This is a genomic window from Photorhabdus namnaonensis (genome assembly GCF_001684335.1).
Lineage (GTDB): Bacteria > Pseudomonadota > Gammaproteobacteria > Enterobacterales > Enterobacteriaceae > Photorhabdus > Photorhabdus namnaonensis.
In genome coordinates, this window is sequence record NZ_LOIC01000003.1 from 1 (window position 1) to 24,407 (window position 24,407).

The window sequence follows — 24,407 nt, forward strand, 5'->3', positions numbered from 1 at the left end:
TCCCCTGAGCATCTTTCTGTATCCACATATTATTGTTGGCTTGCAACAAGGCTTTATTACCACTATTACGCACAGTGTCGCCAAATATCCGCATATCCCGGCCAGCAGTCACACTTCCTTTATTATCCAGTATGGTATTTTCCAGGATAATATCCCGTCCCGCTTGTACTTTAATATTGGGCGCAATATGGGTTTCTTTGCCAACAATATTCAGGTCTGTTTTAGCGTTAATATTTCCCAGTTCAATTTTGCCATTGGCGTTTAACGTAATATCACGCTGGTTACTGGTTAATTCTTTCAGATTAACCCCAACGCCATCTTCGGTGGCAACCAGTCGGATTTTATTGGCGTACATGCCGCCTAACGCTTTGGTGTCAACGGCTAATTGAGGTTTAGTGCCGTCTCCAGCGATAGGTTTAACTGTGCCATCTTTTAAGCTGATTCGGTTAGCGCCTTGCGTCAGCGACAGGTTATTGGCCTGAATTTTTCCATTTAATTCCGTTGCCCGGCTGATAATATCGACATAATCCGTCGCTTTGCCGTCTAACCCTTTGCCGCCAATGGTAATTTGGCCTTTTTTAACCTCCAATGCTTCTAACGCACCCTGTTTATCAAATTGGGGTTTACCCGTGGTCAGTGTTGCGCTCGAAGTATTAATAAAACCGCAGCCATCACAGGTAATACCGTTGGGGTTGGCAATCATCACATTGGCTTTATTGCCGAAAATCTCCAATTGGCCTTGCAGATGAGATCGTCCGCTGCCGGTCACTTCATTAATAATCAGTTCCGCCGCTTTTCCGTGCAGATTAGGGTTAGCGTTAAGTTGGCCTGCCAGTTGTGATTTAGCCGCTTGCGTGGCGTTATTGAGAACGGCGCCTTGCGTGGCGACATTGAACTCTTGATAGGTGTTGTGGGATATTCCCGCGTTATTCGGCGTGGCAATATTGACAACCGGGACATTGCCTTGGTTTTGTACCTGAGTCTGGTTATTGTCCGGGGTTATTCCAGCGGCCATCGCCGGGTGTAGCGGCTGGATTGCCGTCAGGTAAATTAAAAGATAACTCGTGACTCTCGCCACCGAGTTGTCGCGTTTATTCATCGCATTTTCCTTTTTCTTAATTTAAGTGTTACAAAGTGAGTGATATTGACCAATAAGTGACTTGGGTATCCGAATCAGGTTTCGGTGATAAAATGGTCATCTACCTACAGAAAATATTGATTGTTTAATAGTTACATCATTAAACCATTTTAATGTGTAATTAATTGATAGTCAGAATGAATAGTATGAAATGTGATCGGTGTTAGTTTTTTTAATCCTGATAATGGGGAATCTGTTATATTAAATGTTGGTAAATCGCGATAAGGATGGAGATATTGTTCCCTTATGCCGGCCATAAGGCTTTCAGTTTTCGCATGATTGTAATTGCTGGATTAGAATCATTGTGTTTGAAATTAGTGTAGAATGCTCGGCCACGGACTAGAATGTGTGATCTATTTTCTAGCATTCTACGCTATCAAATGTATTAAAATCAGTTTGTTATGATTGAATTCTTACCATAACGTATTGATTGATATATAACACGACGCCTGTGAAGGCGACAACAGAGGTTGCTCAATGAGCGGTAAAACACAGAAATCTGAAAAGTTACAGAAAATTCTCGCGCGTTCCGGTCACGGTTCCCGCCGCGAAATAGAAGGTTATATTCAACAAGGGCGTGTCAGTGTTGACGGTAAGATTGCGACTTTAGGCGATCGTCTTGAAGTTCAGCCCGCCACGAAAATCCGTCTTGATGGTCGGATATTAAATATTAAAGAATCGCAAAAAGCGATTTGCCGTGTTTTGGCTTATTACAAACCAGAAGGTGAGCTTTGTACTCGTCATGATCCAGAAGGGCGGCCAACGGTTTTTGATCGTCTGCCTAAATTGTTAGGTTCCCGCTGGATAGCGGTTGGGCGTCTGGATGTGAATACCTGTGGTTTGTTGCTGTTTACTACAGATGGTGAGCTGGCTAATCGTTTGATGCATCCAAGCCGTGAAGTTGAACGCGAATATGCGGTTCGTGTCTTTGGTGAAGTTGATGATGCTAAATTGAAGCAACTGGCTAAGGGCATTCAACTGGAAGATGGTCCCGCTTCATTCCGCACTATCGCGTTTAAAGGCGGTGAGGGGATGAATCAGTGGTATAACGTCACGCTGACAGAAGGACGTAACCGTGAAGTTCGTCGTCTTTGGGAAGCGGTTGGTGTACAGGTGAGCCGCCTTATTCGTGTGCGTTATGGCGATATTGGCTTGCCAAAAGGTTTACCGCGCGGGGGATGGACGGAACTGGGTTTGGAGCAGACTAACTATCTGCGTCAATTAGTGGGTTTGAATGAAGAGACAGTTTCCAAAGTGGCAGTCGGGCCTGATAAACGTCGCCTTAAAGCTAACCAAATCCGCCGAGCGGTTAAACGTCATGCTCAAGTAGCATCTCGTCCATCGTCAGGAAAACGACAGGGTAGTTCGCGCCAGAATGCAGGGCGAACAACCGCGCCAAAAGGCCGTTAAGTTTTCCAGGTCTCGCGTCATAGCGGGACCTTTTTACCAATCGATCCCTTTTTGTGCCTTAATACCGGCGTCAAAGGCATGTTTTACCGGACGCATCTCTGTGACGGTATCTGCCATTTCTAATAATTCACGATGACAACCGCGACCGGTGATAATAACGGATTGGTGCTCTGGTCGGTGGTTAAGCGCGGTAATAACTTCTTCCAGAGGAAGATAGTCATAACTCACCATATAAGTGAGTTCGTCTAAAACAACCAGATCCAAATTGGGATCAGATAACATCTCTAACGCATGGCGCCATACCTGATGGCAGGCTACAGTATCCGTTTCCCGGCTTTGAGTTTCCCAGGTAAAACCTGTCGCCATAACGTGGAAATTCACTCCATGCTGTTCTAGCAGATTTTTCTCGCCATTCTCCCATGTACCTTTGATAAATTGGATCACACCGGCGCGAAATCCATGACCTATCGCACGGGTCGCTGTGCCAAACGCAGCGGTGGTTTTGCCTTTGCCATTGCCGGTAAAAACGATGAGAATACCTCGTTCTAACTGGGCGGCTTCAATACGGGAGTCCACTTTTTCTTTTAGGCGTTGTTGCCTTTTTTGGTGCTGGTTGTCATTGATTGTCATTATTCGGCTGGTCCTGCTTTGCGTCCGGGTTGGGCATCAAAACTGATGCCTGTTTTATGCAGACTATCGCTGCCCATAAGATAAAGATATAGCGGCATAATATCTGCCGGTGTTTTCAGTTTAGCAGAATTTTCGTTAGGGAATGCGCGGGCGCGCATATTTGTGCGTGTACCGCCGGGGTTAATGCAGTTAACACGGAGAGAAGTGTGTTTATATTCTTCGGCTAAAACTTGCATCATGCCTTCGGTTGCGAATTTAGAGGCGGAATAAGCTCCCCAACCACAACGACCTTCGCGGCCAACGCTCGAACTGGTAAAGATGAGTGATCCGTCAGGCGACTTCAATAATAGTGGCAGCAATGCCTGAGTTAACATAAAGGTTGCATTGACGTTGACTTGAATAACATCATGCCATAATTGCACGGGTTGCTCTGCCATCGGTGCGACAGCTCCTAGTAATCCTGCATTATGCAATACACCATCCAGGCGCGGATAATGTTGCGCTAAATGGTCAGCGAATGTCTGGCACTCTTCGGCTGTGACGGTAAGCAGATCCATTGTGTAAATAGTTGCAGGGGCACCACTTGCTTGTTCAATCTCTTTTTGGACAGCTTCCAGTTTGTGTGTTGTCCTGCCTAGTAAGATCACTTGTGCGCCATAACGGGCATAGGTCAAAGCCGCTTCACGACCAATACCCTCTCCAGCGCCTGTCACCAGAATAATACGTTGTTGTAGGAGGTCATGTTTTGGTTGGTAATGTAACATTTGAAGATTTCCTGTTATTGACGGCACGATTTATTACCGTCGGAGGCCGTTCAGGCTATCAAAACAGAAAGTGATATATTGAGTCAAATTTGCCAAGGTTGATTGCTCAGCGTATAAACGGAAAACATCTCAGGTTGATAGAGGTTTGTGTAAGTTTTTATGGCGTGGCGTCTTTTGTTGTCTGATTTATTAAAGATAACGCTGTGTTGGTAGTTATTTGCTTCTGGCTAATATATAATTTTTCTTCATCAGAGCTAAGTAATTTTATCCAATTTCATACTGGAGTGATTATGAGTCCAATACAAACAGAAAATCAGCCCTTCTAATTTAATCAATTTGTTAAATTTTACATTAGAAGGGGAAAACATGAATTACTCAAAGATTGAGATAGATTGCTGGGATAGGAAAGAGCATTTCTTGCATTATCGTAATGTCGTGCAATGCGGATTTAGTCTGACAACAAAGATTGATATTACCCATTTGTTATCTTCGTTGGTAGAAAAACAATATAAATTCTACCCAACCATGATTTATTTAATATCAAAAGTTGTGAATTCTTACTCTGAGTTCAGAATGTCCATAAAAGATGAAGAATTAATTGTATGGGATGATGTAAATCCTGCGTATACAATCTTTCACAAGGAAACCGAAACATTTTCAGCGATTTGGACTGAGTTCAATTCTGATCTGACAGAATTTATGAAAAACTATTCTGCTGATTATGAAACCTATAAAGATGATCTTTGCTTTTTTTCTAAACCAGAATTACCTGAAAACCATTTTCACATATCGTCAGTGCCGTGGGTAAGTTTTGATGGATTTAACTTGAACATTGCGAGTTGTACGGATTATTTTCCACCCATATTTACAATGGGAAAATTTTACCAAAATGGAAATCAAACTCAGTTGCCTTTGGCAATTCAGGTTCATCATGCTACTTGTGACGGTTTTCATGTGGGACGTGTTATTAATAACTTACAAGAGCTATGTAACGATTTTATTTAGTTAAAGCCAACTGAATTATTTATGGCCTCAATATAAGGTTGTATTGAAATACACTAATAGCCATCAGTTAATACTGGTGGTTTTTATGTCCGTAATATTTATACCCTATGGATTTCAAGATGCATCGCGACGGCAAGGGAGCGAACCATTGCATCATTTATAGCGATAACGCTCTCCTTTCCCATTGTTCGATAATTTCCTGTTTCTCTTTCAAGTAATCGTAGCGATCATAGTGCTTGGTTGAAACGCCGGGTTCTTGTGATTCTGCAATCTAATCCCTCATTTTTGAACTGGTTCCCCATTTCTCTATCTAATGGTGTAGAATTATCTACAGAGACCGATATACTGGGCGTTTTTATTTGTACATATTCGTATTTATTGAATGCGAATTAATTATAATATATTGTTTTTAAATGAAAAAATTAAATGCATTTATTGCAAATTCATAGTCTAAGAAACAAAAGGTGGATTTTGTGGAGTACTTATCTCTTTACGGGTTGTTTTTAGCCAAAGTAGTTACGCTAGTGTTGGCGGTTATTGCTCTGGCAATATTCGGTATCGGCATAGGAATGCGGAAATCCTCACTAAAAGGAGAATTGAAACTCACCGATCTTGGTGAATCATACCGGGATAAACAGCGTCAAATGCAGCAGGCACGTATGACGGAGGCGGAAAGAAAAATCTGGCAGAAAGCGTTTAATAAGCAGCAAAAGCTCGAATCCAAACAGAAGAAGAGTGATGCTAAAGCCGGTCATAAAGGGTTACAGAAACCTTGTCTTTATGTACTGGATTTTAAAGGGAGCATGGATGCTCATGAAGTCGATTCATTACGTGAAGAGATTAGCGCAATTCTGGCCGTGGCAGATGCAAAAGATGAAGTGTTGTTACGTTTGGAAAGCCCTGGAGGAATGGTGCATGGCTATGGGCTGGCGGCCTCTCAGCTTGTCCGTTTGCGTCAGAAAGGCATTCGCTTGACTATTGTCGTAGATAAAGTCGCTGCCAGTGGAGGCTATATGATGGCTTGTGTTGCTGATCGTGTGGTTGCCGCGCCTTTTGCCATTATTGGTTCTATTGGCGTGGTCGCTCAGATTCCGAACATTCATAAGCTATTGAAGAAAAATGATATCGATGTGGAACTCCATACGGCTGGTGAATATAAACGTACACTGACTGTGTTGGGAGAAAATACAGAACAGGGCCGGAAAAAATTTCAGGAAGATCTGAATCAGACTCACGAATTATTCAAAGCGTTTATTCATACACATCGCCCATCACTTAACGTGGAAAATGTGGCGACCGGTGAATACTGGTACGGCTCACAGGCGAAAGAGAAGGGATTGATTGACGAAATTGGTGTCAGCGATGATCTGTTGATTGCTCAAATAGATAACTGTGAAGTTATTGGTATCAGTTATACACGTCGTAAACGCATGGTAGAGCGTTTCACCGGCAGTGCAATGGAAAGTATTGATAAACTGTTATTGCGCTGGTGGCAAAGAGGGGAGAAGCCTCTGCTTTAATTAAAGTTCCGCTGTTTTGGATCAATTATTTTGGCGTACCCTAAGGCGTTCTATTTTGACGTTCAGGGGCGCCTTGATATATTGCTTAATTGTAATGTGCTAATTGTATAGTGCGACGTTGATTATCATAATCTTATTCCCCTGAAAATTCGATATTTTGACTATGTGAACATATTACAGGTGTTACATAATTTGCTTTACGTCCCCCTTTCTGCTTGTGATGAGCCGCAGGCTTTTCTACACCAATAGTTGATACGCTGGCTTTGCGTTTATTCCGCCTGGCTGAACTTCAAACAAATACAAGTCGCTTTTGTACAGCGTTATTGGCGTTTTTAAACGCACTATGCAAATCCCAGAAAAATGGCAACTCACAATAAAACAATATTCATAAGGAAATAAAGTATTATGGCTATTTCACAATACGATATTCATACCAGTCATGCTGTCATCTCTGTTGCTGATACGGGAGGTGATGGGTTACCGGTCCTCCTTATACACGGGAATTCAAGTTGTAAAGACGTTTTTTGTCATCAAATTGACTGTTTTGGTGACGAATACCGTATTTTAGCGATTGATTTACCGGGGCATGGCGCTTCATCAAATGCAGTGGACCCTCGCCGGACCTATTCGATACCTGGCTATGCCCTTTGCATCATCGAAGTATTGGAAAAATTAGGCGTCGATAAAGTTGCTGTTTTCGGATGGTCGCTGGGAGGGCATATCGGTTTGGAACTGATCTCGCGATTTCCGGGGATTGTTGGGCTAATGATTTGTGGCACGCCGCCGGTTAGCCCGGGCGCGGAGAATGTCAGGCTTGGATTTAAACCAAGCCGGTTTATGGCAATATCGGGTAAGGCTTCGCTGACAGAAGAGGAAATTACGGATTATACCTTGGCGTTGTATGGAGAAAACGCACTTTGTGATCCATTTTTAAGAGCCGCAGTGGCGCGAACTGATGGTTTGGCTCGGCAATATATGTCTGAGGCGTCGGTTTCACCAGATGTGATGGATCAACGATTATTGGTTGAAACAAACCCAACGCCACTCGCTATCGTTAATGGCGTGGAAGATTTATTTGTTAATATTGATTATATTAACGGAATAACCTACAAAAATCTCTGGACTGGCCAGGTGTATAACTTGCTCGATTTGGGACATGGACCATTCTGGGAAGCACCAGAGCTGTTTAATCCGTTGATGGCGGGTTTTTTCTCTGATCTCACTTTAGAATGTAATTAATACTTGTAGTTTGTCATCAGAGGTATTTTATACCCGGCAGATATATTTTTATACCGTTTGCATATATCTGCCTATTCATTGCTCAATAAATTTTTGTTATTAATTTTCCAAATAATATTGTTTCGATAGGATATGCTTTAGGTGTTTGAACATATTGGAAATGGCACTATTTTTGCCTGTGGGTAAACCATTTTTTCTTAGAAAATATTATCCATCAATACTAATACATCTCCTTTTTGTTCTACGATATTTATATGCATACTATGAATAAAATCTTCATGTTGACGGATGATATGGTTGGTTTTTTTAGTCATTGTTCATCTTTAATCGATGTTGTTCAGTTTTTCCTTTTTCTATCCTTATCAGAAATAATTTGTTGCGCATCATTTTTTATCAGGTAGAGTGTGAACTTTTCATCATGTAGATGGAAGATTTTGTTTACGGTGATCACTTCATCATTGTGCATAGCTCATGGGCGGTATCTAAAATACCTTAGATAATTCAATATGTTTCGAGTTTTTTGAAATCAACTGAATAAAAATAAGTTGATATATTGAGAATCTATCGCAATATAAAAAGAGGTTTTAAATACCGTGATATGGCGCAGTGAATTTCACCATCTGAAAAGATAATTAGGTAAAGATAACTATGGGTAAAGCTCTTGTAATAGTGGAGTCCCCGGCAAAGGCCAAAACAATCAACAAATATTTGGGGAGTGACTACGTGGTGAAATCCAGCGTTGGTCATATCCGTGATTTGCCGACCAGTGGCTCAGCCAGCCAAAAGAGTTCGAGCTCATCTACCGATAAGTCTAAGAAGAAGGTTAAAAAAGATGAGAAAGCTGCATTAGTCAACCGTATGGGGGTTGATCCATACCGTGGTTGGGAAGCGAATTATCAGATTTTGCCGGGCAAAGAGAAGGTCGTGGCAGAGCTAAAATCGCTGGCTGAAAAAGTTGATCATGTTTATCTCGCAACGGATCTTGACCGCGAAGGAGAAGCCATAGCATGGCATTTGCGGGAAGTGATTGGTGGTGATGGCGATCGTTTTAGCCGGGTTGTTTTTAATGAAATCACTAAAAATGCCATTAAACAGGCATTTGATAATCCGGGTGAATTAAATATTCACCGGATAAATGCGCAACAAGCTCGTCGTTTTATGGATCGAGTTGTGGGTTACATGGTTTCTCCGCTACTGTGGAAAAAGGTCGCCAGAGGGCTCTCTGCCGGTCGGGTGCAATCGGTGGCGGTACGTCTTGTAGTAGAGAGAGAACGTGAAATTAAAGCGTTTGTACCGGTAGAATATTGGCAATTACATGCTGATTTGCTGGCGAAAGGCGAAATTTCACTGCATATGGAAGTGACTCATCAGCAGGGTAAACCGTTTAAGCCGGTTAACAGTGAGCAAACCCAAGCCGCTGTCTCTTTATTGGAAACAGCCCGTTACAAAGTGCTTGATCGTGAAGATCGTCCAACATCCAGTAAACCGAGCGCGCCGTTTATCACCTCCACATTGCAACAGGCAGCCAGCACGCGTTTAGGGTTTGGCGTTAAAAAGACCATGATGATGGCTCAGCGTTTGTATGAGGCCGGATATATTACTTATATGCGTACTGATTCAACTAACCTGAGTCAGGATGCGCTGGATATGGTTCGTGGTTATATCGGTGATAATTTTGGCGATAAGTACTTGCCAAAAACCGCCAATACTTACAGCAGTAAAGAGAATTCACAGGAAGCGCACGAAGCGATTCGTCCTTCCAGTGTTGATATCATGGCAGAACAACTGAAAGATATGGATGCGGACGCACAGAAGCTGTATCAGCTAATCTGGCGTCAGTTTGTGGCTTGTCAGATGACGCCGGCGAAATATGATTCCACAACATTGACTGTACAGGCGGGTGATTTTGAATTGCGGGCCAAAGGTCGCACATTGCGTTTTGATGGCTGGACAAAAGTGATGCCTGTACTGCGCAAAGGTGACGAAGACCACACGTTGCCGGTTGTTGAAATTGGTACAGAACTTGACTTGCAGCAACTGCTCCCAAGCCAGCACTTCACCAAACCACCGGCACGTTATAGTGAGGCGTCTCTGGTTAAAGAGCTGGAGAAACGCAGTATTGGTCGTCCATCCACTTATGCTTCCATTATCTCCACAATTCAGGAGCGTGGTTATGTTCGTGTGGAGAGTCGGCGTTTCTACTCAGAGAAAATGGGCGAGATTGTGACTGATCGTCTGGAAGAGAATTTCAACGAGCTGATGAGTTATGATTTTACCGCGCGAATGGAAGATCAGCTTGATCAGGTTGCAAGTAACAAAGCCGAATGGAAATGGGTTCTGGATGAGTTTTTCACTGATTTTAGTGAACAGCTAGACGTCGCCAATAAAGAACCGGAAGAGGGTGGTATGCGGCCCAATCCGATGGTTATTACCTCTATTGAGTGCCCGACATGTCAGCGTTCTATGGGCATTCGAACGGCGACTACTGGCGTTTTTCTGGGTTGTTCTGGTTATGCGTTATCACCTAAAGAGCGTTGTAAGCAGACGATAAACCTTATCCCTGAGAATGAAATTCTTAATATCTTGGAAGGGGATGAGGCGGAAACAAATGCGTTACGAGCTCGTCGTCGCTGTAAAAAATGTGGTACAGCGATGGACAGCTACCTCATTGATAACCAACGTAAATTACATGTTTGCGGTAATAACCCTGCTTGTGATGGTTATGAAGTGGAAGAGGGCGAATTTCGCATTAAGGGATATGATGGTCCTGTTATCGAATGTGATAAATGCGGCGCTGAAATGCACCTGAAAATGGGGCGTTTTGGTAAATATATGGGCTGTACCGATGAAGCTTGTAAAAATACCCGCAAGATCTTGCGTAGTGGGGAAGTCGCGCCGCCAAAAGAGGACCCGGTTCCGTTACCAGAGCTTCCTTGTGAAAAATCTGATGCCTATTTTGTATTGCGCGATGGTGCCGCTGGCGTATTTTTAGCGGCGAATACCTTCCCTAAATCTAGAGAAACCAGAGCGCCGTTGGTAGAAGAATTAGCGCGTTTTAAAGAGCGTCTGCCGGAGAAATTGCGTTATTTGGCTGATGCTCCTGTGGCGGATGCTGAAGGCAACAAAACAGTTATCCGTTTTAGCCGTAAAACTAAACAGCAATATGCTTCTTCGGAGAAAAATGGCAAGGCAACGGGCTGGAGTGTGTTTTATGTTGATGGAAAATGGGTTGAGAAAGATAAAAAGTAATTATTTCTGACAGAATCAACCCTCTCTTTTTTTCAGCAAAGGGGTTATTTTCTTCTATTAAGCCAACTTTATAGGTTGGCTTTTTTTGTCTATAGGCAGTATCTTAAAATATATGAATTAGAATCTCGCTAAACATTCATTATGAATTTTCAATTATTCGTTATATAAATATATAATCGTGTTATAGTGGTTATATGCGACAACAATATTATTTCTATTCGTTATAATAAATAGCAAACAGCAATATCAGTCCAGGTTTCTAAGTCATAATTGTTCACAGCGTTTATTTTGGGATGGTGTTTATATGAAATTGCAACAGCTTCGTTACATCGTGGAGGTGGTAAACCACAACCTTAATGTTTCATCTACGGCGGAAGGATTGTATACATCTCAACCCGGGATCAGTAAGCAAGTCAGAATGCTTGAAGATGAATTAGGTATTCAGATTTTTTCCCGTAGTGGTAAACACCTGACGCATGTTACTCCCGCAGGTGAAGAGGTTGTCCGAATTTCTCGTGAAGTATTATCTAAGATTGATGCAATACGGTCAGTTGCTAGTGAACATACTTATCCGAATCGTGGTTCGCTATATATTGCGACTACCCACACACAGGCCCGTTATGCATTACCTCCTGTGATTAAAGGCTTTATTGAACGTTATCCGCAGGTTTCTTTACACATGCATCAGGGGTCGCCGACGCAAATTGCTGAAGCTGTGAGTAAAGGTAATGCTGATTTTGCTATTGCAACTGAAGCACTCCATTTATATGAAGATTTGGTAATGTTGCCTTGTTACCATTGGAACAGGACGCTAGTGGTGACGTCAGATCACCCGCTGGCAGGTAAAGAGAGTGTTTCAATTGAAGAATTGGCTGAATATCAACTGGTCACTTATACATTTGGCTTTACTGGTCGTTCTGAGTTAGATGTCGCATTCGATAAAGTGGGTTTAAAACCTAAAATTGTTTTCACTGCGACGGATGCTGATGTTATTAAAACTTATGTTCGGTTAGGGTTGGGTGTGGGGGTTATTGCCAACATGGCGGTTGATCCGGTACAGGATAAAGATCTGGTTTGCATTGATATGCGTGATAAATTCGGCTATAGCACAACTAAGATTGGTTTTCGTCGCAGTAGTTTCTTACGCAGCTACATGTATGACTTTATGTGGCGTTTCGCGCCTCACCTGACGCGTGATGTGATTGATCAGGCGGTTGCTTTGCGCTCAAATGAAGATATCGAAGCCATGTTTAAAGATATCAAATTACCAATCGTATAATGAAATAATTAGGGAGCTAATATTGCTATTAGTTCCCTAATTTTGCTTATCAGTTGGATTCAAACTCACCACTGAAGAAATCATCAGACTCTTCTATTGATGTTTTTCTTTGTTTGTTAATAAAACTATCAAAACTGGTTTTAATCTCAGGATTCTCGAGCGCTTCATAGTCTAAGACCGATATCAAGGATGAATACTCAAAATCAATGTTGACATTTTCATTAGAAGCACAACTTGATAAAAAGTTTGCATTAGTGCTATCAAAATTAACTCGGTAGAGTTTTAGTTTCGGAATATATACGGTCTTATCTCCTACAATTAAGGTATCGATAGCAATTGTCAGTGTCACAGTAGAATAAAAGCCTTTATTTTTCCGTATACCTAAGCGGATCGTTTCTCCTTGTTTAGTAAGGAACTTAGCGAAATCTGGCAGCATATCTGTATTTTCGAATACAACCACGTTCATAATAAAATTAAGAAAACTTTTTGAGATGCTTAAACCATTTAATGAGTCGGTGTAATTTTTCGATTCAACTTTGCTGGTACCCATTAGAGGTAATTTGTTAACCACCGTAGTCCAAAAGTCCATATCTGTTTTATATTGCTCTCCATACTTTTCCGCGTATTTATTGACATAATTGGTTGCAATGGAGGAGAGTGCAATTAATGTTTTACTTAAACTATTGGTTTTTTCTATAACTTCTGGTTTATCGGATAATTGTTTGGTTATAATGAACTGAACTAAACCATCTTTTTCGTTATATTTATTGGTATTTTCTATACTGAAATAAGCGTCATCGATGTGAAAGAAGGTATTTGCTTCATTGATTTTTACGATATGTTCCTGGTTATGCGTAATTGCGTTTTTTATATCCATTATTTTGTCCTTGTTTTTTTAATTGATAATTTTAATCCAATTGAATTGTTAGCCAGCTAATTCTATCTGATTATCATTCGATTGTTTACCCGACTAAATTATCAAAATTTATTACTGAAATTCTGATGGATACACTGAATTGACACATTGTGCGGTAATAAAAAACAAATATTTGCTTATATGTTATGTTTAATTTGTGCCATTATCGTTAAGGTAGTTTTGAGTTATGCCAATATAAGAAGAAGGAGGAGTTATGTCGTTTGATTTGAAAAAGGTTTGTGTTTCAACACTTTCCGCTGCAAGTAAACAATATGATTATTACAGCTTACCACTGGTTGCTAAACATTTGGGGGATATTTCCCGTTTACCCAAGTCTATGAAAGTTCTTCTGGAAAATCTTCTTCGCAATATTGATGGCAATTCTGTTGTTGAGGATGATTTGAAAGCCATTGTTGATTGGCAAAATACCGGTCATGCAGACAGAGAAATTGCTTACCGGCCAGCACGTGTATTGATGCAGGATTTCACCGGTGTTCCTGCCGTTGTTGATTTAGCGGCCATGAGAGAGGCGGTCCAGCGTCTTGGTGGCGATGTTGAACAAGTTAATCCATTATCACCCGTTGATTTGGTTATTGACCATTCAGTTATGGTGGATAAATTCGGCACGGAAAAAGCCTTTGAGCAAAATGTTCAATTAGAAATGGAACGGAACTATGAACGTTATCTCTTTCTGCGTTGGGGGCAAAAAGCGTTTAACCGTTTTCGTGTTGTTCCGCCAGGAACGGGAATTTGCCATCAGGTAAATCTGGAACACCTGGGAAAAACGGTTTGGCATGAAATGCAGAACGGGCGGGAGTTGGCTTACCCTGATACTTTAGTTGGTACCGATTCTCATACCACCATGATTAATGGCCTTGGTGTTTTAGGATGGGGTGTAGGTGGTATTGAAGCTGAGGCAGCTATGTTAGGACAGCCTGTTTCCATGCTTATTCCTGATGTGGTGGGTTTTAAACTTACCGGCAAGTTACGCGAAGGGATTACCGCAACAGACTTGGTACTGACAGTGACTCAGATGCTGCGTAAACATGGCGTGGTCGGGAAATTCGTAGAATTTTATGGGAATGGATTAGCTGATTTGCCGCTGGCAGACAGGGCGACCATTGCCAACATGTCGCCGGAATATGGGGCGACTTGCGGTTTCTTCCCGGTAGATGATATTACCCTGAGCTACATGCGGTTGACAGGGCGCACAGAACAGCAGATTGCGCTGGTGGAAGCTTATTGTAAGATTCAGGGATTATGGCGAAATCCCGGTGATGAACCGGTATTTACCAGCACTCTTGAGCTGGATATGCCGACAGTGGAAGCGAGCCTCGCTGGACCGAAACGTCCACAAGACAGAGTGGCATTAGCGCAAGTACCCCAAGTATTTCAATCAGCCGTTGATTTGGAAATGAATAAATCCCAGGGGAAAGCCGTCTCAGCGCCAGTTAATCAGGATAACCAGAAGTATGAGTTAGAAGAAGGCGCTGTCGTCATTGCCGCGATAACTTCCTGTACCAACACATCTAATCCCAGTGTCCTGATGGCTGCGGGTTTGTTGGCGAAGAAAGCGGTTGAAAAAGGGCTTAAACGCCAACCGTGGGTGAAAACCTCACTGGCGCCTGGCTCGAAAGTGGTGACGGATTACCTTGAACTGGCGGGTTTGATGCCATATCTGGAGAAACTGGGCTTCAATCTGGTTGGTTACGGTTGCACAACTTGCATTGGTAATTCCGGGCCACTGCCTGAATCTATTGAAACTGCGATTAAACAAGCTGATCTTACCGTCGGCGCCGTCCTTTCTGGCAACCGAAACTTTGAAGGTCGTATCCATCCTCTGATAAAAACTAACTGGCTAGCGTCGCCGCCGTTAGTTGTGGCATATGCTTTATCCGGCAGTATGAAAAAGGATTTGACTAAAGATCCGCTTGGTCAGGATCAACAAGGCAATGATATCTATTTGAAAGATATATGGCCTGATAGCAAAGAAATTGCTGAAGCCGTTGATCGAATTAAAGCTGATATGTTTCACAAAGAGTATGCGGAAGTCTTTGATGGCGATGAAACCTGGCAGTCGCTGGACGTCGCAAGTTCTGCGACTTATCACTTCCAACCTGATTCTACTTATATTCGTCACCCGCCATTCTTTAGTGAAATGACCGCCGAGCCAGAAGTGATAACAGATATTCACAGTGCGAATATATTGGCTATTCTTGGGGATTCGGTAACCACAGACCATATTTCTCCGGCGGGGAATATCAAAGCTGACAGTCCGGCAGGGCGTTACCTTCAAGAACATGGTGTTGAACCTAAAGATTTTAACTCCTACGGATCAAGGCGTGGTAATCATGAAGTCATGATGCGAGGAACATTTGCCAATATCCGTATCCGTAATGAGATGATTTCTGGTGTAGAGGGAGGATATACCCGCCATATTCCGTCACAGATACAATTAGCGATTTATGATGCGGCTATGCGTTATCAGGAAGAAAAAACACCCTTGGCTATTATTGCGGGCAAAGAATATGGTTCCGGTTCAAGCCGCGACTGGGCGGCGAAGGGCACCCGATTATTAGGAGTTAGAGTGGTGATTGCGGAATCATTTGAGCGTATTCACCGTTCGAACCTGATTGGTATGGGAGTATTACCGCTGGAATTCCCTCAGGGCATAAATCGTAAAACGCTAAATCTACGTGGCGATGAGACAATTGATATTGAAGGAATGAATAACCTCAAGCCGGGACAGATTGTACCGGTGAAAGTGACTTATGCGGATGGGCGTAAGGAAATCATTAATGCTCATAGTCGTATTGATACCAGAACTGAATTAGATTATTTCCACCACGGTGGTATCTTGCATTATGTTATTCGCCACATGTTGAAATAGATTTTACAGCATACTAAAGACGGCGCTGATTATTTAAGCGCCGTCTTTTCCGGCTAGTTTACTGAAAAACTAATTTTGCTCAGGTAACAAATGCCCCATTTTTCTGGCTTTGGTATCCAAATAATAAGCGTTTTTAGGATTGCGGCCGGTAATTAATGGAACACGTTCTACAATATTAATGCCTGCTTCGGTCATAATTTCCACTTTTTTGGGATTATTGGTTAGCAGGCGAATAGCTTGAACGCCGAGTAATTTATACATATCCGCACATAAAGTGAAATCACGCTCGTCGGCGGCAAAACCTAACTGATGGTTAGCTTCTACAGTATCGATACCGTTATCTTGTAACGCATAAGCACGAATTTTGTTGATTAAGCCAATATTACGACCTTCTTGCCGATGGTAAAGTAATACACCTCGCCCTTCTTTAGCAATCTGGGTAAGGGCGGCTTCAAGTTGAAAACCGCAATCACAACGTAGACTAAATAGGGCGTCACCGGTCAGGCATTCTGAATGGATTCTGGAAAGGACAGGCTCATTGCCAGAAATAGTGCCGTATACTAATGCGACATGATCTTGACCTGTGGCGACTTCTTCAAAGCCGACCATTAAAAAATCTCCCCAGGGAGTGGGTAACTTGGCCTCAGCGACTCGTTTTAATTGCATTTTATTGTTCATATGTTGATTCAGACTCGTTACAAGACATAGATGTGAAAAACAATACCGGTCTGGGAAATCAGGGGACACTGCATAAAAGATTTTCTCTGATTATAATGCGGCGATATTTTGCCATATTTACCGCAAATTATCTGTCAAAAACTTTCAGATAATCATATATAAATGGCAGTTATAACACTAACATGTTAACGCTGAACAAGTTTTTAAAATTGTGTATAAAAATAATCCGGTGCCAGATATGAATCAATTTACCAAACCTATTATTGCCGTAACCCTGATTTTATTGTTACCACCTATAGCTGTATTGATGGCAGGCTGGCAATGGCAGCCTATGGGAGAATGTTTATGGCTTGAAGTACTGTATTGGATTACTAATACTTCCGGTGAGCCGTGGTGTTATCTGGTTTTTCTGTTTTTTATTTTAGGGATGCTATGGTTGTTCGCTACTTCGGCCAGACAGGGAGGAATATTGCTCGCTATTGTTATGGTGCTCCTTTTAACAGGGCAAGGCATAAAGGTTTTGGTAAAAAATACCACTAAAGAGCCTCGCCCTTATGTTGTTTGGTTAGAAAAAAACTATCGAGTGCCAGCAGATGAGTTTTATCAACATTCGCGAAAACAGCGGGCCGAGTTGTTGCAACGCAATTTAAAAGCTGATGACCGTATTCCACAATGGCAACTCACTCATTGGAAAAGTGAGACCGGATATGCTTTTCCTTCTGGGCATACCTTGTTTGCCGCCAGTTTATCACTACTTTTAGTAGGTTTTTTATGGCCGCGTCGTCGCTATATTTTGTCTATAATTGTGACGATATGGGCAATGAGTGTTTTGATTAGCAGGATGGCATTAGGTATGCACTGGCCGCAGGATATTATCATATCAACGCTAATTAGCGCGGTATTAGTGATGGCTATTTGTTATCTCACAGAAAAATGGCGGTTGATTAACGACAAAAAGGATTTGGCGGTGTAATTGCTTCTTATTTACACTTAATCGATGAGAAGATATCGTAAAAAAGCTGAAAGACGCATTTATCATGATAAATTGCTTCCTTTATCCAGACTGGAAATGCTAATTTAATGGGCCGTTATCCAGCATAATGTCCAAGAAACAATGTCCAAGCAACAATAGATAACAGGAAAAAATGTGAAATATTTTCTGATTTTATTACTGGTGTTGGTGATCTTTGTCATCTCGGTGACTCTCGGATCAAATAATGATCAGATGGTTACGTTTAACTATCTGATCGCTAAAGGGAATTACTCTGTATCTACACTTTTGGCTGTATTGTTTGCTAGCGGTTTCGTGTTAGGTTGGGTTATTTGTGGATTATTTTATCTTCGTGTTCGTTTGTCATTAGGAAGAGCTGAACGAAAGATTAAGCGACTTGAAGCGCAACTGGAGCAACCTGCTGAACCTTCGGTTACTCATTCATCGCTTGCACTTAGCAAGGAATAAACTCCTATGTTAGAGCTGCTGTTTCTGTTGCTTCCTGTGGCCGCTGCTTATGGCTGGTATATGGGGCGCAGAAGTGCTCAACAGGATAAGCAACAAAATGCTGATCGCCTATCACGAGAATATGTTGCCGGGGTTAACTTTCTCCTTTCAAACCAGCAAGATAAAGCTGTGGATCTGTTTCTTGAAATGCTTAAAGAGGACAGTTCCGCTTTTGAAGCTCATTTGACTTTGGGGAATCTATTCCGTTCCAGGGGGGAAGTAGAGCGGGCTATCCGCATTCATCAATCTCTTATGGAAAGCGCTTCTCTGACATTTGATCAGCGTCTGCTTGCGACGCAACAATTGGGCCGTGATTATATGTCCGCGGGTTTGTATGATCGTGCTGAAAATATGTTCGCTCAATTGGTAAATGAAAAAGATTTTCGGGAAAATGCGCTTCAATCGTTGCTGGCTATTTATCAGCTAACCAGTGATTGGAAAAAAGCTATTGATATCGCTGAGAAGTTAGTTAAATCCGGCAAACATGATTTGCGGGAAAAAATTGCCCATTTTTATTGTGAACTCGCTTTACAGGAGATGAGCGGGGATGATCTTGACGAGGCTATCAGTTATCTCAATAAAGCGGTTCAGGCGGATAAAAACTGCGCCAGAGTTTCTATCATGTTGGGGCGCCTGTTTATGGCTCGACAAGAGTACCTCAAAGCGGCGGATGTTTTAAAATCTGTTCTTGAGCAGGATAAGCAGTTGGTTAGTGAGGTGTTGCCTATTCTCCAGGAGTGTTACCAGCATCTGAATCAAACTGATGAATGGGAAGATTTCCTGAGACGTTGTGTCGAGGAAGATTGTGGGGCGACGGCTGAACTTTTGCTGGCTGATATTATCGAGCGGCAAGAAGGACATAAAGTCGCGCAAATTTATATCAACCATCGATTAGAGCGTCATCCGACTATGCGCCTATTTTACCGCCTGATGGATTACCATTTGGCGGAGGCGGAAGAGGGGCGGGCGAAAGAAAGCATTATCTTGCTGCGGGACATAGTGGGTGAACAAATTCGTACCAAACCTAATTATCGCTGCCATAAATGCGGCTTTACTCCTCATTCACTTTATTGGCACTGCCCATCATGCCGTTCATGGGATTCAATTAAACCGATTCGTGGGTTGGATGGTCAGTGACAATATCACAGTAATATTTCTTTGTTAGTCAAAAAGGTTAAAAAATGACATCGCATACCTTAGCATCATTCGGTAAACAGATTAATTCGCCTGTCATTGTTGCTTTAGATTACGACAATCAGGATTCCGCGTTGGCTTTTGCCGACAAAATTGATCCACAGGATTGTCGTCTGAAAGTGGGTAAAGAGATGTTTACCCTGCATGGTCCGCAGTTTGTTAAGTTGTTGCATCAACGTGGTTTTGAACTATTTTTGGATTTGAAATTCCATGATATTCCTAATACCACCGCCAGAGCGGTAGCCGCTGCTGCTGAAATGGGCGTTTGGATGGTAAACGTCCATGCGAGTGGCGGCGCCAGAATGATGGCGGCGGCGAAAGAGGCGCTGCTGCCTTATGGTCATGATGCGCCGTTGTTAATTGCTGTTACGGTATTAACCAGCATGGAACAATCGGATCTACAAGGTATTGGTATTGATATGACGCCAGCGCAACAGGCTGAAAGGTTGGCAAAACTGACTCAGGCATGTGGACTAGATGGTGTGGTTTGTTCTGCGCATGAAGCTCAACAACTGAAAAAGGTTTGTGGTCAGAGTTTTCAATTAGTTACTCCGGGGATTCGTCCGACGGGCAGTGACGCGGGCGATCAGCGCCGTATCATGACGCCGGAACAGGCGGTATTGGCGGGCGTTGATTATATGGTTATTGGGCGTCCGATTACCCGTGCCGCCGATCCTGCGGCAGCATTGCGTCAGATTAATCAATCTACTGCGGGAGTGATTAATGCAAGATAATAATTCGCGTCTAGTCTATTCCACAGATAAAGGCCGTATTCAGGAGGAAACGGTAAAACCTCAGCGCTCAAAAGGAGATGGTATTGTTCGTATTCAACGTCAAACCAGTGGCCGTAAAGGAAAAGGGGTTTGTGTAATTACCGGGATTGATGCTGATGATCAGGTACTGATTAAACTGGCGGCTGAATTGAAGAAAAAATGTGGCTGTGGTGGTTCAGTAAAGGATGGCGAAATAGAGATTCAAGGTGATAAAAGGGATTTATTGAAGCAGTTACTTGAAGCTAAAGGGATGACAGTTAAATTAGCTGGTGGTTAACAGAAGGGCGGATATTCGCCCTTTATTCATTTTATTTATTGTTCTAATCATTGTTAGTGTTTTAATATATTTATTAATAATATTCTTAAAAATTTTAATTAAAAGTAACTCACAATAAAGAGATAAGATTGAATATTTTCAATATTCTATAAAAATAAATTTATATTTTTAAATTGATATAATTATCAATAAATGGCAGTAGAAAATTTAATATTATTTCTTCGTTTTTTTGATAATATTTTTATTTAAAAGAGCTATTATGGAAATGAGCAGTTTTGATGAAAAAGGCGATGAGTATTATAATTGCTTTTTAAATCATAGAGATAACAATTTAAATCCATTTTTTTAGTAAAGAGGTTGACTGTGGAGAATGATCGTTCTACCATGAAAAACATGGAAGATGAGCGGGCGCCCAACATCAGGGAAAACATGTTGGATGTTGTAGAAGAATTGATTTACACAAGGGGGATTGCGGCTACAGGTATCGATCTGATAACGCGCACGACAGGTTCTTCGCGTAAGACAATTTATCGGTATTTTGGTACGAAAGAGGGGTTGATTGAAGAAGTACTTCGTCGGCGGGATGAACGCTGGATGCGGTGGTTTACCTCATCAATGGCCGAATATAAAACACCTAAAGAAAAATTGCTGAATATTTTTTTGGTATTACAACGATGGTTCGTAAGTGATGGTTTTAGAGGATGTGCATTTATCAATACATCCGGTGAGCGACCTAATCCTGATGATCCGGTAAGAATAATTGCTAAAGAACATAAAGAGAAAATTTTTACTTACGTACTTTCTATTTGTGAAGAAATATCACCAGATTCATCGGTAGATTTAGCGAGGAAGCTCCTACTCTTAATAGAAGGCGCTATTACAACGGCGCATGTGATGAATGATACACATTATGCTTTAGAGGCGATGAATATTGCCGAAGCATTGCTGAATAAATACGATGTGAGTTAATGAAATTTAATTATAATTAGGAGACAATATGTCTAATACAAAAGAAATTCGCCAACCGGTACCGCCATTTACTCGGGAAACCGCTATTAAAAAGGTCCGCTTGGCGGAAGATGGATGGAATAGCCGTGATCCTGAAAAGGTTGCATTGGCTTATTCATTGGATACTCATTGGCGTAATCGTGCTGAATTTGTTAATAGCCGTCAGGAAGCCCAAGCATTCTTAACCAGAAAATGGGTGAAAGAGCATGAATATCGATTAATTAAAGAACTTTGGGCGTTTACTGATAATAGAATAGCGGTTCGTTATGCTTATGAATGGCATGACGATTCCGGTAACTGGTTTCGCTCATATGGTAATGAGAATTGGGAATTTAACGAAGATGGCTTGATGTACAACCGTTATGCCTGCATTAATGATCTGCCGATAAAAGAATCTGAACGCAAATTTCATTGGCCATTAGGTCGTCGTCCTGATGATCATCCTGGATTATCTGAGTTAGGGTTGTAATCCTTTTCAGGAGATGGTCGAAACGCGGCTGATGTGCATGCCTGGCCTTCTGATAACGGAAGAATTCAGAAGGCCCGTATGTTGAATTTATCGTTTGAGACAAGACAGATTACGGTTAATGTAGTTCGTGACTTGATGGAGCTCGTCAGTGGGAATATCATCAGTTACATTCCGTGCCGTATGGGCGAAGTCAGCGGCGACATCTGCCACTTCATCAATAATGTTATTCATTTTGGCCGACGCGATGCCTGCATCTTTGGCAACCTTAAGCAACATGGTGCGGGTGATATTCGTGCCATGACCACCCACTGCGGTTTGATGCTGTCCGCCGGGTCCGTCCGCAAAGGTCAGATCATAGGCGGGGGACACCACCCACTCATTGTTTTTATTCAGAATGAAGGAGAAATTCTTCACATGATCATCACGATTATGCATCAACACGTTGAACACCATACGCCGGATCTGGATTTCTCGCTCAACAACAGAGCGTGTGATGGAGCTTGTCGCCCGTAAGATATCTATGTAATCCATACAGGGTAATCGGAAATCGGCATGTAGGGCGCCGGCCATACTCAGAACCGGCACCCGCATTCCATTCTCACGATCGAAACGCTGGACACCGAAAGCGGCGAGTTCCCCTTCAAGGCGGAAATAGCGACTTGCGGGGAAATCGATGCCTGCCATTCTGGCCGAACAGGCATACACTTCCTCAAGGGCGCAGACCCAAGGATTTTCCTCTGCTGCGGGGAATTTGACCAGCCAAGGTTCACTCTCTGGGAACGCAGTTGTTTTCATCTGGCCGGTGGATGGATTATATTCTACCTGTGCTTTTGGCCTGGCGCCGTGGGGCGAGCCGCCAAGCAGGAAAAGTTCACGCAGTGCCTCCGAGTCCTGACCAGTGACTTCTTGACGGATCTGTTGTGCCAGTCCGGTCAAGTTCAGAATACTATATTTATCTTGTTGGTCGTCAGGTAAAGGCAGAGCAGGTTGGTAGGTCATAGCCCCCATTGTGTTATTGCCTAATAATGCCAAGCGTTCCAAGACGGAAATCCGGTCAGGATCGACATTATTACGGCGAAGGAACCGGTCCATAAGCAGCCGTCCCCAGCCGTCCGGCAGGGAATCTGCGATGAAGCCCGGGAGCCAGTCCTGAAAGTGCTCGAAATTCGCGTAAGTCTCTGTGGAAAGTGGCAGTTTTAGGGGCGAGAATTCGATGTCATTATCAAGAGCTTCTTGGGTGTACTCAAATAAATAGCGGCCACGCACAGTACTTTCGGCCAGATGACCCAACACCCACTGTTCCCCTCGACCACTATAGACTACTTGTAATCGACTTAGTGACCGGTACTGAAAGTTTCGCGTTGTCATTTTTTTGCGTCTCCTGATTGATGAGAGCGGCCGTTGCCGGAGGGTTTCTTGGCTGAGCGAGGGGTACGTCGAGCGCGCTGGCGAACGGGTGCCTTCATAGCTTCGAGCTGTGCAATACTGACTGGTTGTGGCATAAACAGCGACTTTACTCCATCTTCCAGTCGTAGAGCAAAGACGGTCTTCATGAAATTCTCAAGCGTGCCTTGTCCACTGGCCTCTAGTTTTTTGAGCGCAGAGACGGAAATACCGCTTCTGAGTGCCAGCTCTGTCTGGAGCATGTTGCGCCGCAGTCGGTGCTCTCGGAGGCGGTGCCCAAGTTCTGCCTGCAATTCTGATTCGGTATAAAGCATTAGAGCCACAAATACACCTTTTAAGTTTAAATTTTATGGTTAAGAGACTTTATTATACCTCTTATTTTACTAAAATCTAAATATGAAAATAGAGAGATTTAAGAGTTCTAAATGAAGCTTATAAATGCATTTAATGTACTTTAAAGATTCATATGAGTCCTTTATAAAATAAATCCTCCGTTTCAAACAGTTCATGAATCTGGTTTATTCGTGTTGATCTCCTTAAGGATTGACTGTCATACTTACCTATACATCAAATTTTAAAATATGAGGTAATATGGCAAAACATCCTGTAGAACAATCACCTAAACTTAATTTTTCAAATTTAGATTTTGTTAAATTCGGGGAATACCTCAGTGAATATAGTATTGCTGATAAACAAGGAAGATACCTTCATTGGAGTCAGCTTAAGTGGCGAGTTCCTAGTAAAGAAGCTGAACACATCTGGTATGCGGTAAAGTTCTGTAGAGATCAGGCAAAAAAAAGTACGGGCTTATTTGATAAAAGCGGGAATGAGTTTAGTTTTTGTATACATGATGCACTAGAACCAAAGTTGCACAAAATTGTACAACTTGGTGCAGGTAAAATAGCTGCAATTGCAGGATCTCAAGCATCAGATAATATTCAACAGAATTACTTAGCAAAATCCGCCGTAAACCCTCGTCCAATGCGGGCGGTGATATCAGGCGAAAAGCCCGCAGGGCTTTCAGGTTATTAACCATCACGTTCACTGGCAGCCCGGGGGGGACACG

Annotated in this window: 22 protein-coding genes and 1 pseudogene; 15 read left to right on the top strand and 8 right to left on the bottom strand. The window is 42.4% G+C overall.

Translation table 11 applies throughout. The annotated features are described in order from the left end of the window. Window positions 1-1,099: filamentous hemagglutinin N-terminal domain-containing protein (locus Phpb_RS00295; protein ID WP_122983166.1), on the bottom strand; the 1,099-nt coding region annotated here is incomplete at its 3' end. 516 nt (window positions 1,100-1,615) lie between these two features. Here Phpb_RS00295 and rluB point away from each other — a divergent pair. Beyond that, window positions 1,616-2,548 (top strand): 23S rRNA pseudouridine(2605) synthase RluB, encoded by a 933-nt coding sequence (gene rluB, locus Phpb_RS00300; RefSeq protein WP_065388667.1) that lies wholly within the window; start codon window positions 1,616-1,618, stop codon window positions 2,546-2,548. 33 nt (window positions 2,549-2,581) lie between these two features. Here the strand turns inward: rluB and cobO are convergent, their stop codons facing one another. Continuing rightward, window positions 2,582-3,178, bottom strand: a complete 597-nt coding sequence (cobO, locus tag Phpb_RS00305) for a cob(I)yrinic acid a,c-diamide adenosyltransferase (RefSeq protein ID WP_065388668.1) — start codon at window positions 3,176-3,178, stop codon at window positions 2,582-2,584. Next, window positions 3,178-3,942 (bottom strand): YciK family oxidoreductase, encoded by a 765-nt coding sequence (locus tag Phpb_RS00310; RefSeq protein WP_065388669.1) that lies wholly within the window; start codon window positions 3,940-3,942, stop codon window positions 3,178-3,180. Before Phpb_RS00310 ends, cobO begins: the two co-directional genes overlap by 1 nt. Window positions 3,943-4,308: 366 nt before the next feature. Between Phpb_RS00310 and catA the strand changes: the two genes are divergently transcribed. The 3 genes from catA to Phpb_RS00325 all read left to right on the top strand — a co-directional run bounded on the left by catA (window position 4,309) and on the right by Phpb_RS00325 (window position 7,706). Beyond that, window positions 4,309-4,947 (top strand): type A chloramphenicol O-acetyltransferase, encoded by a 639-nt coding sequence (catA, locus tag Phpb_RS00315; protein WP_065388670.1) that lies wholly within the window; start codon window positions 4,309-4,311, stop codon window positions 4,945-4,947. Window positions 4,948-5,420: 473 nt separating this feature from the next. Then, window positions 5,421-6,467 carry a protease SohB gene (gene sohB / locus Phpb_RS00320; RefSeq protein WP_065388671.1) on the top strand — a complete coding sequence of 349 codons (1,047 nt, stop codon included), beginning with the start codon at window positions 5,421-5,423 and terminating at the stop codon, window positions 6,465-6,467. A gap of 405 nt (window positions 6,468-6,872) precedes the next feature. Next, window positions 6,873-7,706, top strand: a complete 834-nt coding sequence (locus tag Phpb_RS00325) for an alpha/beta fold hydrolase (protein WP_065388672.1) — start codon at window positions 6,873-6,875, stop codon at window positions 7,704-7,706. Window positions 7,707-7,805: 99 nt separating this feature from the next. Here Phpb_RS00325 and Phpb_RS00330 read toward each other — a convergent pair. Then, window positions 7,806-8,020 (bottom strand): annotated as a pseudogene (locus Phpb_RS00330) (DUF2498 family protein). A 334-nt stretch (window positions 8,021-8,354) separates the two neighbouring features. On the opposite strand from Phpb_RS00330, the gene topA reads away from it, so the two are divergent. Then, window positions 8,355-10,955 (top strand): type I DNA topoisomerase, encoded by a 2,601-nt coding sequence (topA, locus tag Phpb_RS00335; RefSeq protein ID WP_065388673.1) that lies wholly within the window; start codon window positions 8,355-8,357, stop codon window positions 10,953-10,955. Window positions 10,956-11,259: 304 nt separating this feature from the next. Then, window positions 11,260-12,234, top strand: coding sequence for an HTH-type transcriptional regulator CysB (gene cysB / locus Phpb_RS00340; protein ID WP_065388674.1), 975 nt, complete (start codon window positions 11,260-11,262; stop codon window positions 12,232-12,234). Between the two features lie 49 nt (window positions 12,235-12,283). Here the strand turns inward: cysB and Phpb_RS00345 are convergent, their stop codons facing one another. Continuing rightward, window positions 12,284-13,111 (bottom strand): hypothetical protein, encoded by an 828-nt coding sequence (locus Phpb_RS00345; protein WP_065388675.1) that lies wholly within the window; start codon window positions 13,109-13,111, stop codon window positions 12,284-12,286. Window positions 13,112-13,364: 253 nt separating this feature from the next. On the opposite strand from Phpb_RS00345, the gene acnA reads away from it, so the two are divergent. Then, window positions 13,365-16,040, top strand: coding sequence for an aconitate hydratase AcnA (acnA, locus tag Phpb_RS00350; protein WP_065388676.1), 2,676 nt, complete (start codon window positions 13,365-13,367; stop codon window positions 16,038-16,040). 69 nt (window positions 16,041-16,109) lie between these two features. On the opposite strand, the gene ribA is transcribed toward acnA, so the two are convergent. After that, window positions 16,110-16,706: a GTP cyclohydrolase II gene (ribA, locus tag Phpb_RS00355; RefSeq protein WP_065388677.1), complete on the bottom strand. Its 597-nt coding sequence runs from the start codon at window positions 16,704-16,706 to the stop codon at window positions 16,110-16,112. A 250-nt stretch (window positions 16,707-16,956) separates the two neighbouring features. Between ribA and pgpB the strand changes: the two genes are divergently transcribed. The 7 genes from pgpB to Phpb_RS00390 all read left to right on the top strand — a co-directional run bounded on the left by pgpB (window position 16,957) and on the right by Phpb_RS00390 (window position 21,937). Continuing rightward, on the top strand, window positions 16,957-17,691 hold the full coding sequence (gene pgpB, locus Phpb_RS00360; RefSeq protein ID WP_065388678.1) for a phosphatidylglycerophosphatase B: 735 nt from the start codon (window positions 16,957-16,959) through the stop codon (window positions 17,689-17,691). A 174-nt stretch (window positions 17,692-17,865) separates the two neighbouring features. Then, a complete protein-coding gene (locus Phpb_RS00365; protein WP_065388679.1) occupies window positions 17,866-18,177 on the top strand; it encodes a LapA family protein in 312 nt (103 codons plus the stop codon). Window positions 18,178-18,183: 6 nt separating this feature from the next. After that, window positions 18,184-19,353 carry a lipopolysaccharide assembly protein LapB gene (gene lapB / locus Phpb_RS00370; RefSeq protein WP_065388680.1) on the top strand — a complete coding sequence of 390 codons (1,170 nt, stop codon included), beginning with the start codon at window positions 18,184-18,186 and terminating at the stop codon, window positions 19,351-19,353. 44 nt (window positions 19,354-19,397) lie between these two features. Continuing rightward, window positions 19,398-20,144 (top strand): orotidine-5'-phosphate decarboxylase, encoded by a 747-nt coding sequence (gene pyrF / locus Phpb_RS00375; RefSeq protein ID WP_065388681.1) that lies wholly within the window; start codon window positions 19,398-19,400, stop codon window positions 20,142-20,144. Further along, window positions 20,134-20,460, top strand: coding sequence for a stress response translation initiation inhibitor YciH (gene yciH, locus Phpb_RS00380; RefSeq protein WP_065388682.1), 327 nt, complete (start codon window positions 20,134-20,136; stop codon window positions 20,458-20,460). The genes pyrF and yciH overlap by 11 nt, the downstream gene beginning before the upstream one ends. A gap of 363 nt (window positions 20,461-20,823) precedes the next feature. Beyond that, a complete protein-coding gene (locus Phpb_RS00385; RefSeq protein ID WP_075489350.1) occupies window positions 20,824-21,429 on the top strand; it encodes a TetR/AcrR family transcriptional regulator in 606 nt (201 codons plus the stop codon). A gap of 28 nt (window positions 21,430-21,457) precedes the next feature. Continuing rightward, complete coding sequence (locus tag Phpb_RS00390; RefSeq protein ID WP_065388683.1) at window positions 21,458-21,937, top strand: nuclear transport factor 2 family protein; 480 nt, start codon at window positions 21,458-21,460, stop codon at window positions 21,935-21,937. Window positions 21,938-22,024: 87 nt separating this feature from the next. Here the strand turns inward: Phpb_RS00390 and Phpb_RS00395 are convergent, their stop codons facing one another. After that, window positions 22,025-23,305 carry a type II toxin-antitoxin system HipA family toxin gene (locus Phpb_RS00395; protein ID WP_065388684.1) on the bottom strand — a complete coding sequence of 427 codons (1,281 nt, stop codon included), beginning with the start codon at window positions 23,303-23,305 and terminating at the stop codon, window positions 22,025-22,027. Beyond that, entirely contained in the window at window positions 23,302-23,655 is a 354-nt protein-coding gene (locus Phpb_RS00400) for a helix-turn-helix domain-containing protein (protein ID WP_065388687.1), read from the bottom strand. The genes Phpb_RS00395 and Phpb_RS00400 overlap by 4 nt, the downstream gene beginning before the upstream one ends. Window positions 23,656-23,932: 277 nt before the next feature. Between Phpb_RS00400 and Phpb_RS00405 the strand changes: the two genes are divergently transcribed. Further along, window positions 23,933-24,373, top strand: coding sequence for a hypothetical protein (locus Phpb_RS00405; protein WP_065388685.1), 441 nt, complete (start codon window positions 23,933-23,935; stop codon window positions 24,371-24,373). The last annotated feature ends 34 nt before the right edge of the window (window positions 24,374-24,407 follow it).

Excerpts from the sequence above, each read along its gene's own strand:
- pgpB (WP_065388678.1), top strand. The coding sequence starts at position 16,957 with ATGAATCAATTTACCAAACCTATTATTGCCGTAACCCTGATTTTATTG.
- Phpb_RS00390 (WP_065388683.1), top strand. The coding sequence starts at position 21,458 with ATGTCTAATACAAAAGAAATTCGCCAACCGGTACCGCCATTTACTCGG.
- topA (WP_065388673.1), top strand. The coding sequence starts at position 8,355 with ATGGGTAAAGCTCTTGTAATAGTGGAGTCCCCGGCAAAGGCCAAAACA.
- pyrF (WP_065388681.1), top strand. The coding sequence starts at position 19,398 with ATGACATCGCATACCTTAGCATCATTCGGTAAACAGATTAATTCGCCT.
- Phpb_RS00325 (WP_065388672.1), top strand. The coding sequence starts at position 6,873 with ATGGCTATTTCACAATACGATATTCATACCAGTCATGCTGTCATCTCT.
- ribA (WP_065388677.1), bottom strand. The coding sequence starts at position 16,706 with ATGCAATTAAAACGAGTCGCTGAGGCCAAGTTACCCACTCCCTGGGGA.
- cobO (WP_065388668.1), bottom strand. The coding sequence starts at position 3,178 with ATGACAATCAATGACAACCAGCACCAAAAAAGGCAACAACGCCTAAAA.
- yciH (WP_065388682.1), top strand. The coding sequence starts at position 20,134 with ATGCAAGATAATAATTCGCGTCTAGTCTATTCCACAGATAAAGGCCGT.
- Phpb_RS00310 (WP_065388669.1), bottom strand. The coding sequence starts at position 3,942 with ATGTTACATTACCAACCAAAACATGACCTCCTACAACAACGTATTATT.
- Phpb_RS00345 (WP_065388675.1), bottom strand. The coding sequence starts at position 13,111 with ATGGATATAAAAAACGCAATTACGCATAACCAGGAACATATCGTAAAA.
- lapB (WP_065388680.1), top strand. The coding sequence starts at position 18,184 with ATGTTAGAGCTGCTGTTTCTGTTGCTTCCTGTGGCCGCTGCTTATGGC.
- Phpb_RS00400 (WP_065388687.1), bottom strand. The coding sequence starts at position 23,655 with ATGCTTTATACCGAATCAGAATTGCAGGCAGAACTTGGGCACCGCCTC.
- Phpb_RS00405 (WP_065388685.1), top strand. The coding sequence starts at position 23,933 with ATGGCAAAACATCCTGTAGAACAATCACCTAAACTTAATTTTTCAAAT.
- catA (WP_065388670.1), top strand. The coding sequence starts at position 4,309 with ATGAATTACTCAAAGATTGAGATAGATTGCTGGGATAGGAAAGAGCAT.
- cysB (WP_065388674.1), top strand. The coding sequence starts at position 11,260 with ATGAAATTGCAACAGCTTCGTTACATCGTGGAGGTGGTAAACCACAAC.
- Phpb_RS00395 (WP_065388684.1), bottom strand. The coding sequence starts at position 23,305 with ATGACAACGCGAAACTTTCAGTACCGGTCACTAAGTCGATTACAAGTA.
- rluB (WP_065388667.1), top strand. The coding sequence starts at position 1,616 with ATGAGCGGTAAAACACAGAAATCTGAAAAGTTACAGAAAATTCTCGCG.
- acnA (WP_065388676.1), top strand. The coding sequence starts at position 13,365 with ATGTCGTTTGATTTGAAAAAGGTTTGTGTTTCAACACTTTCCGCTGCA.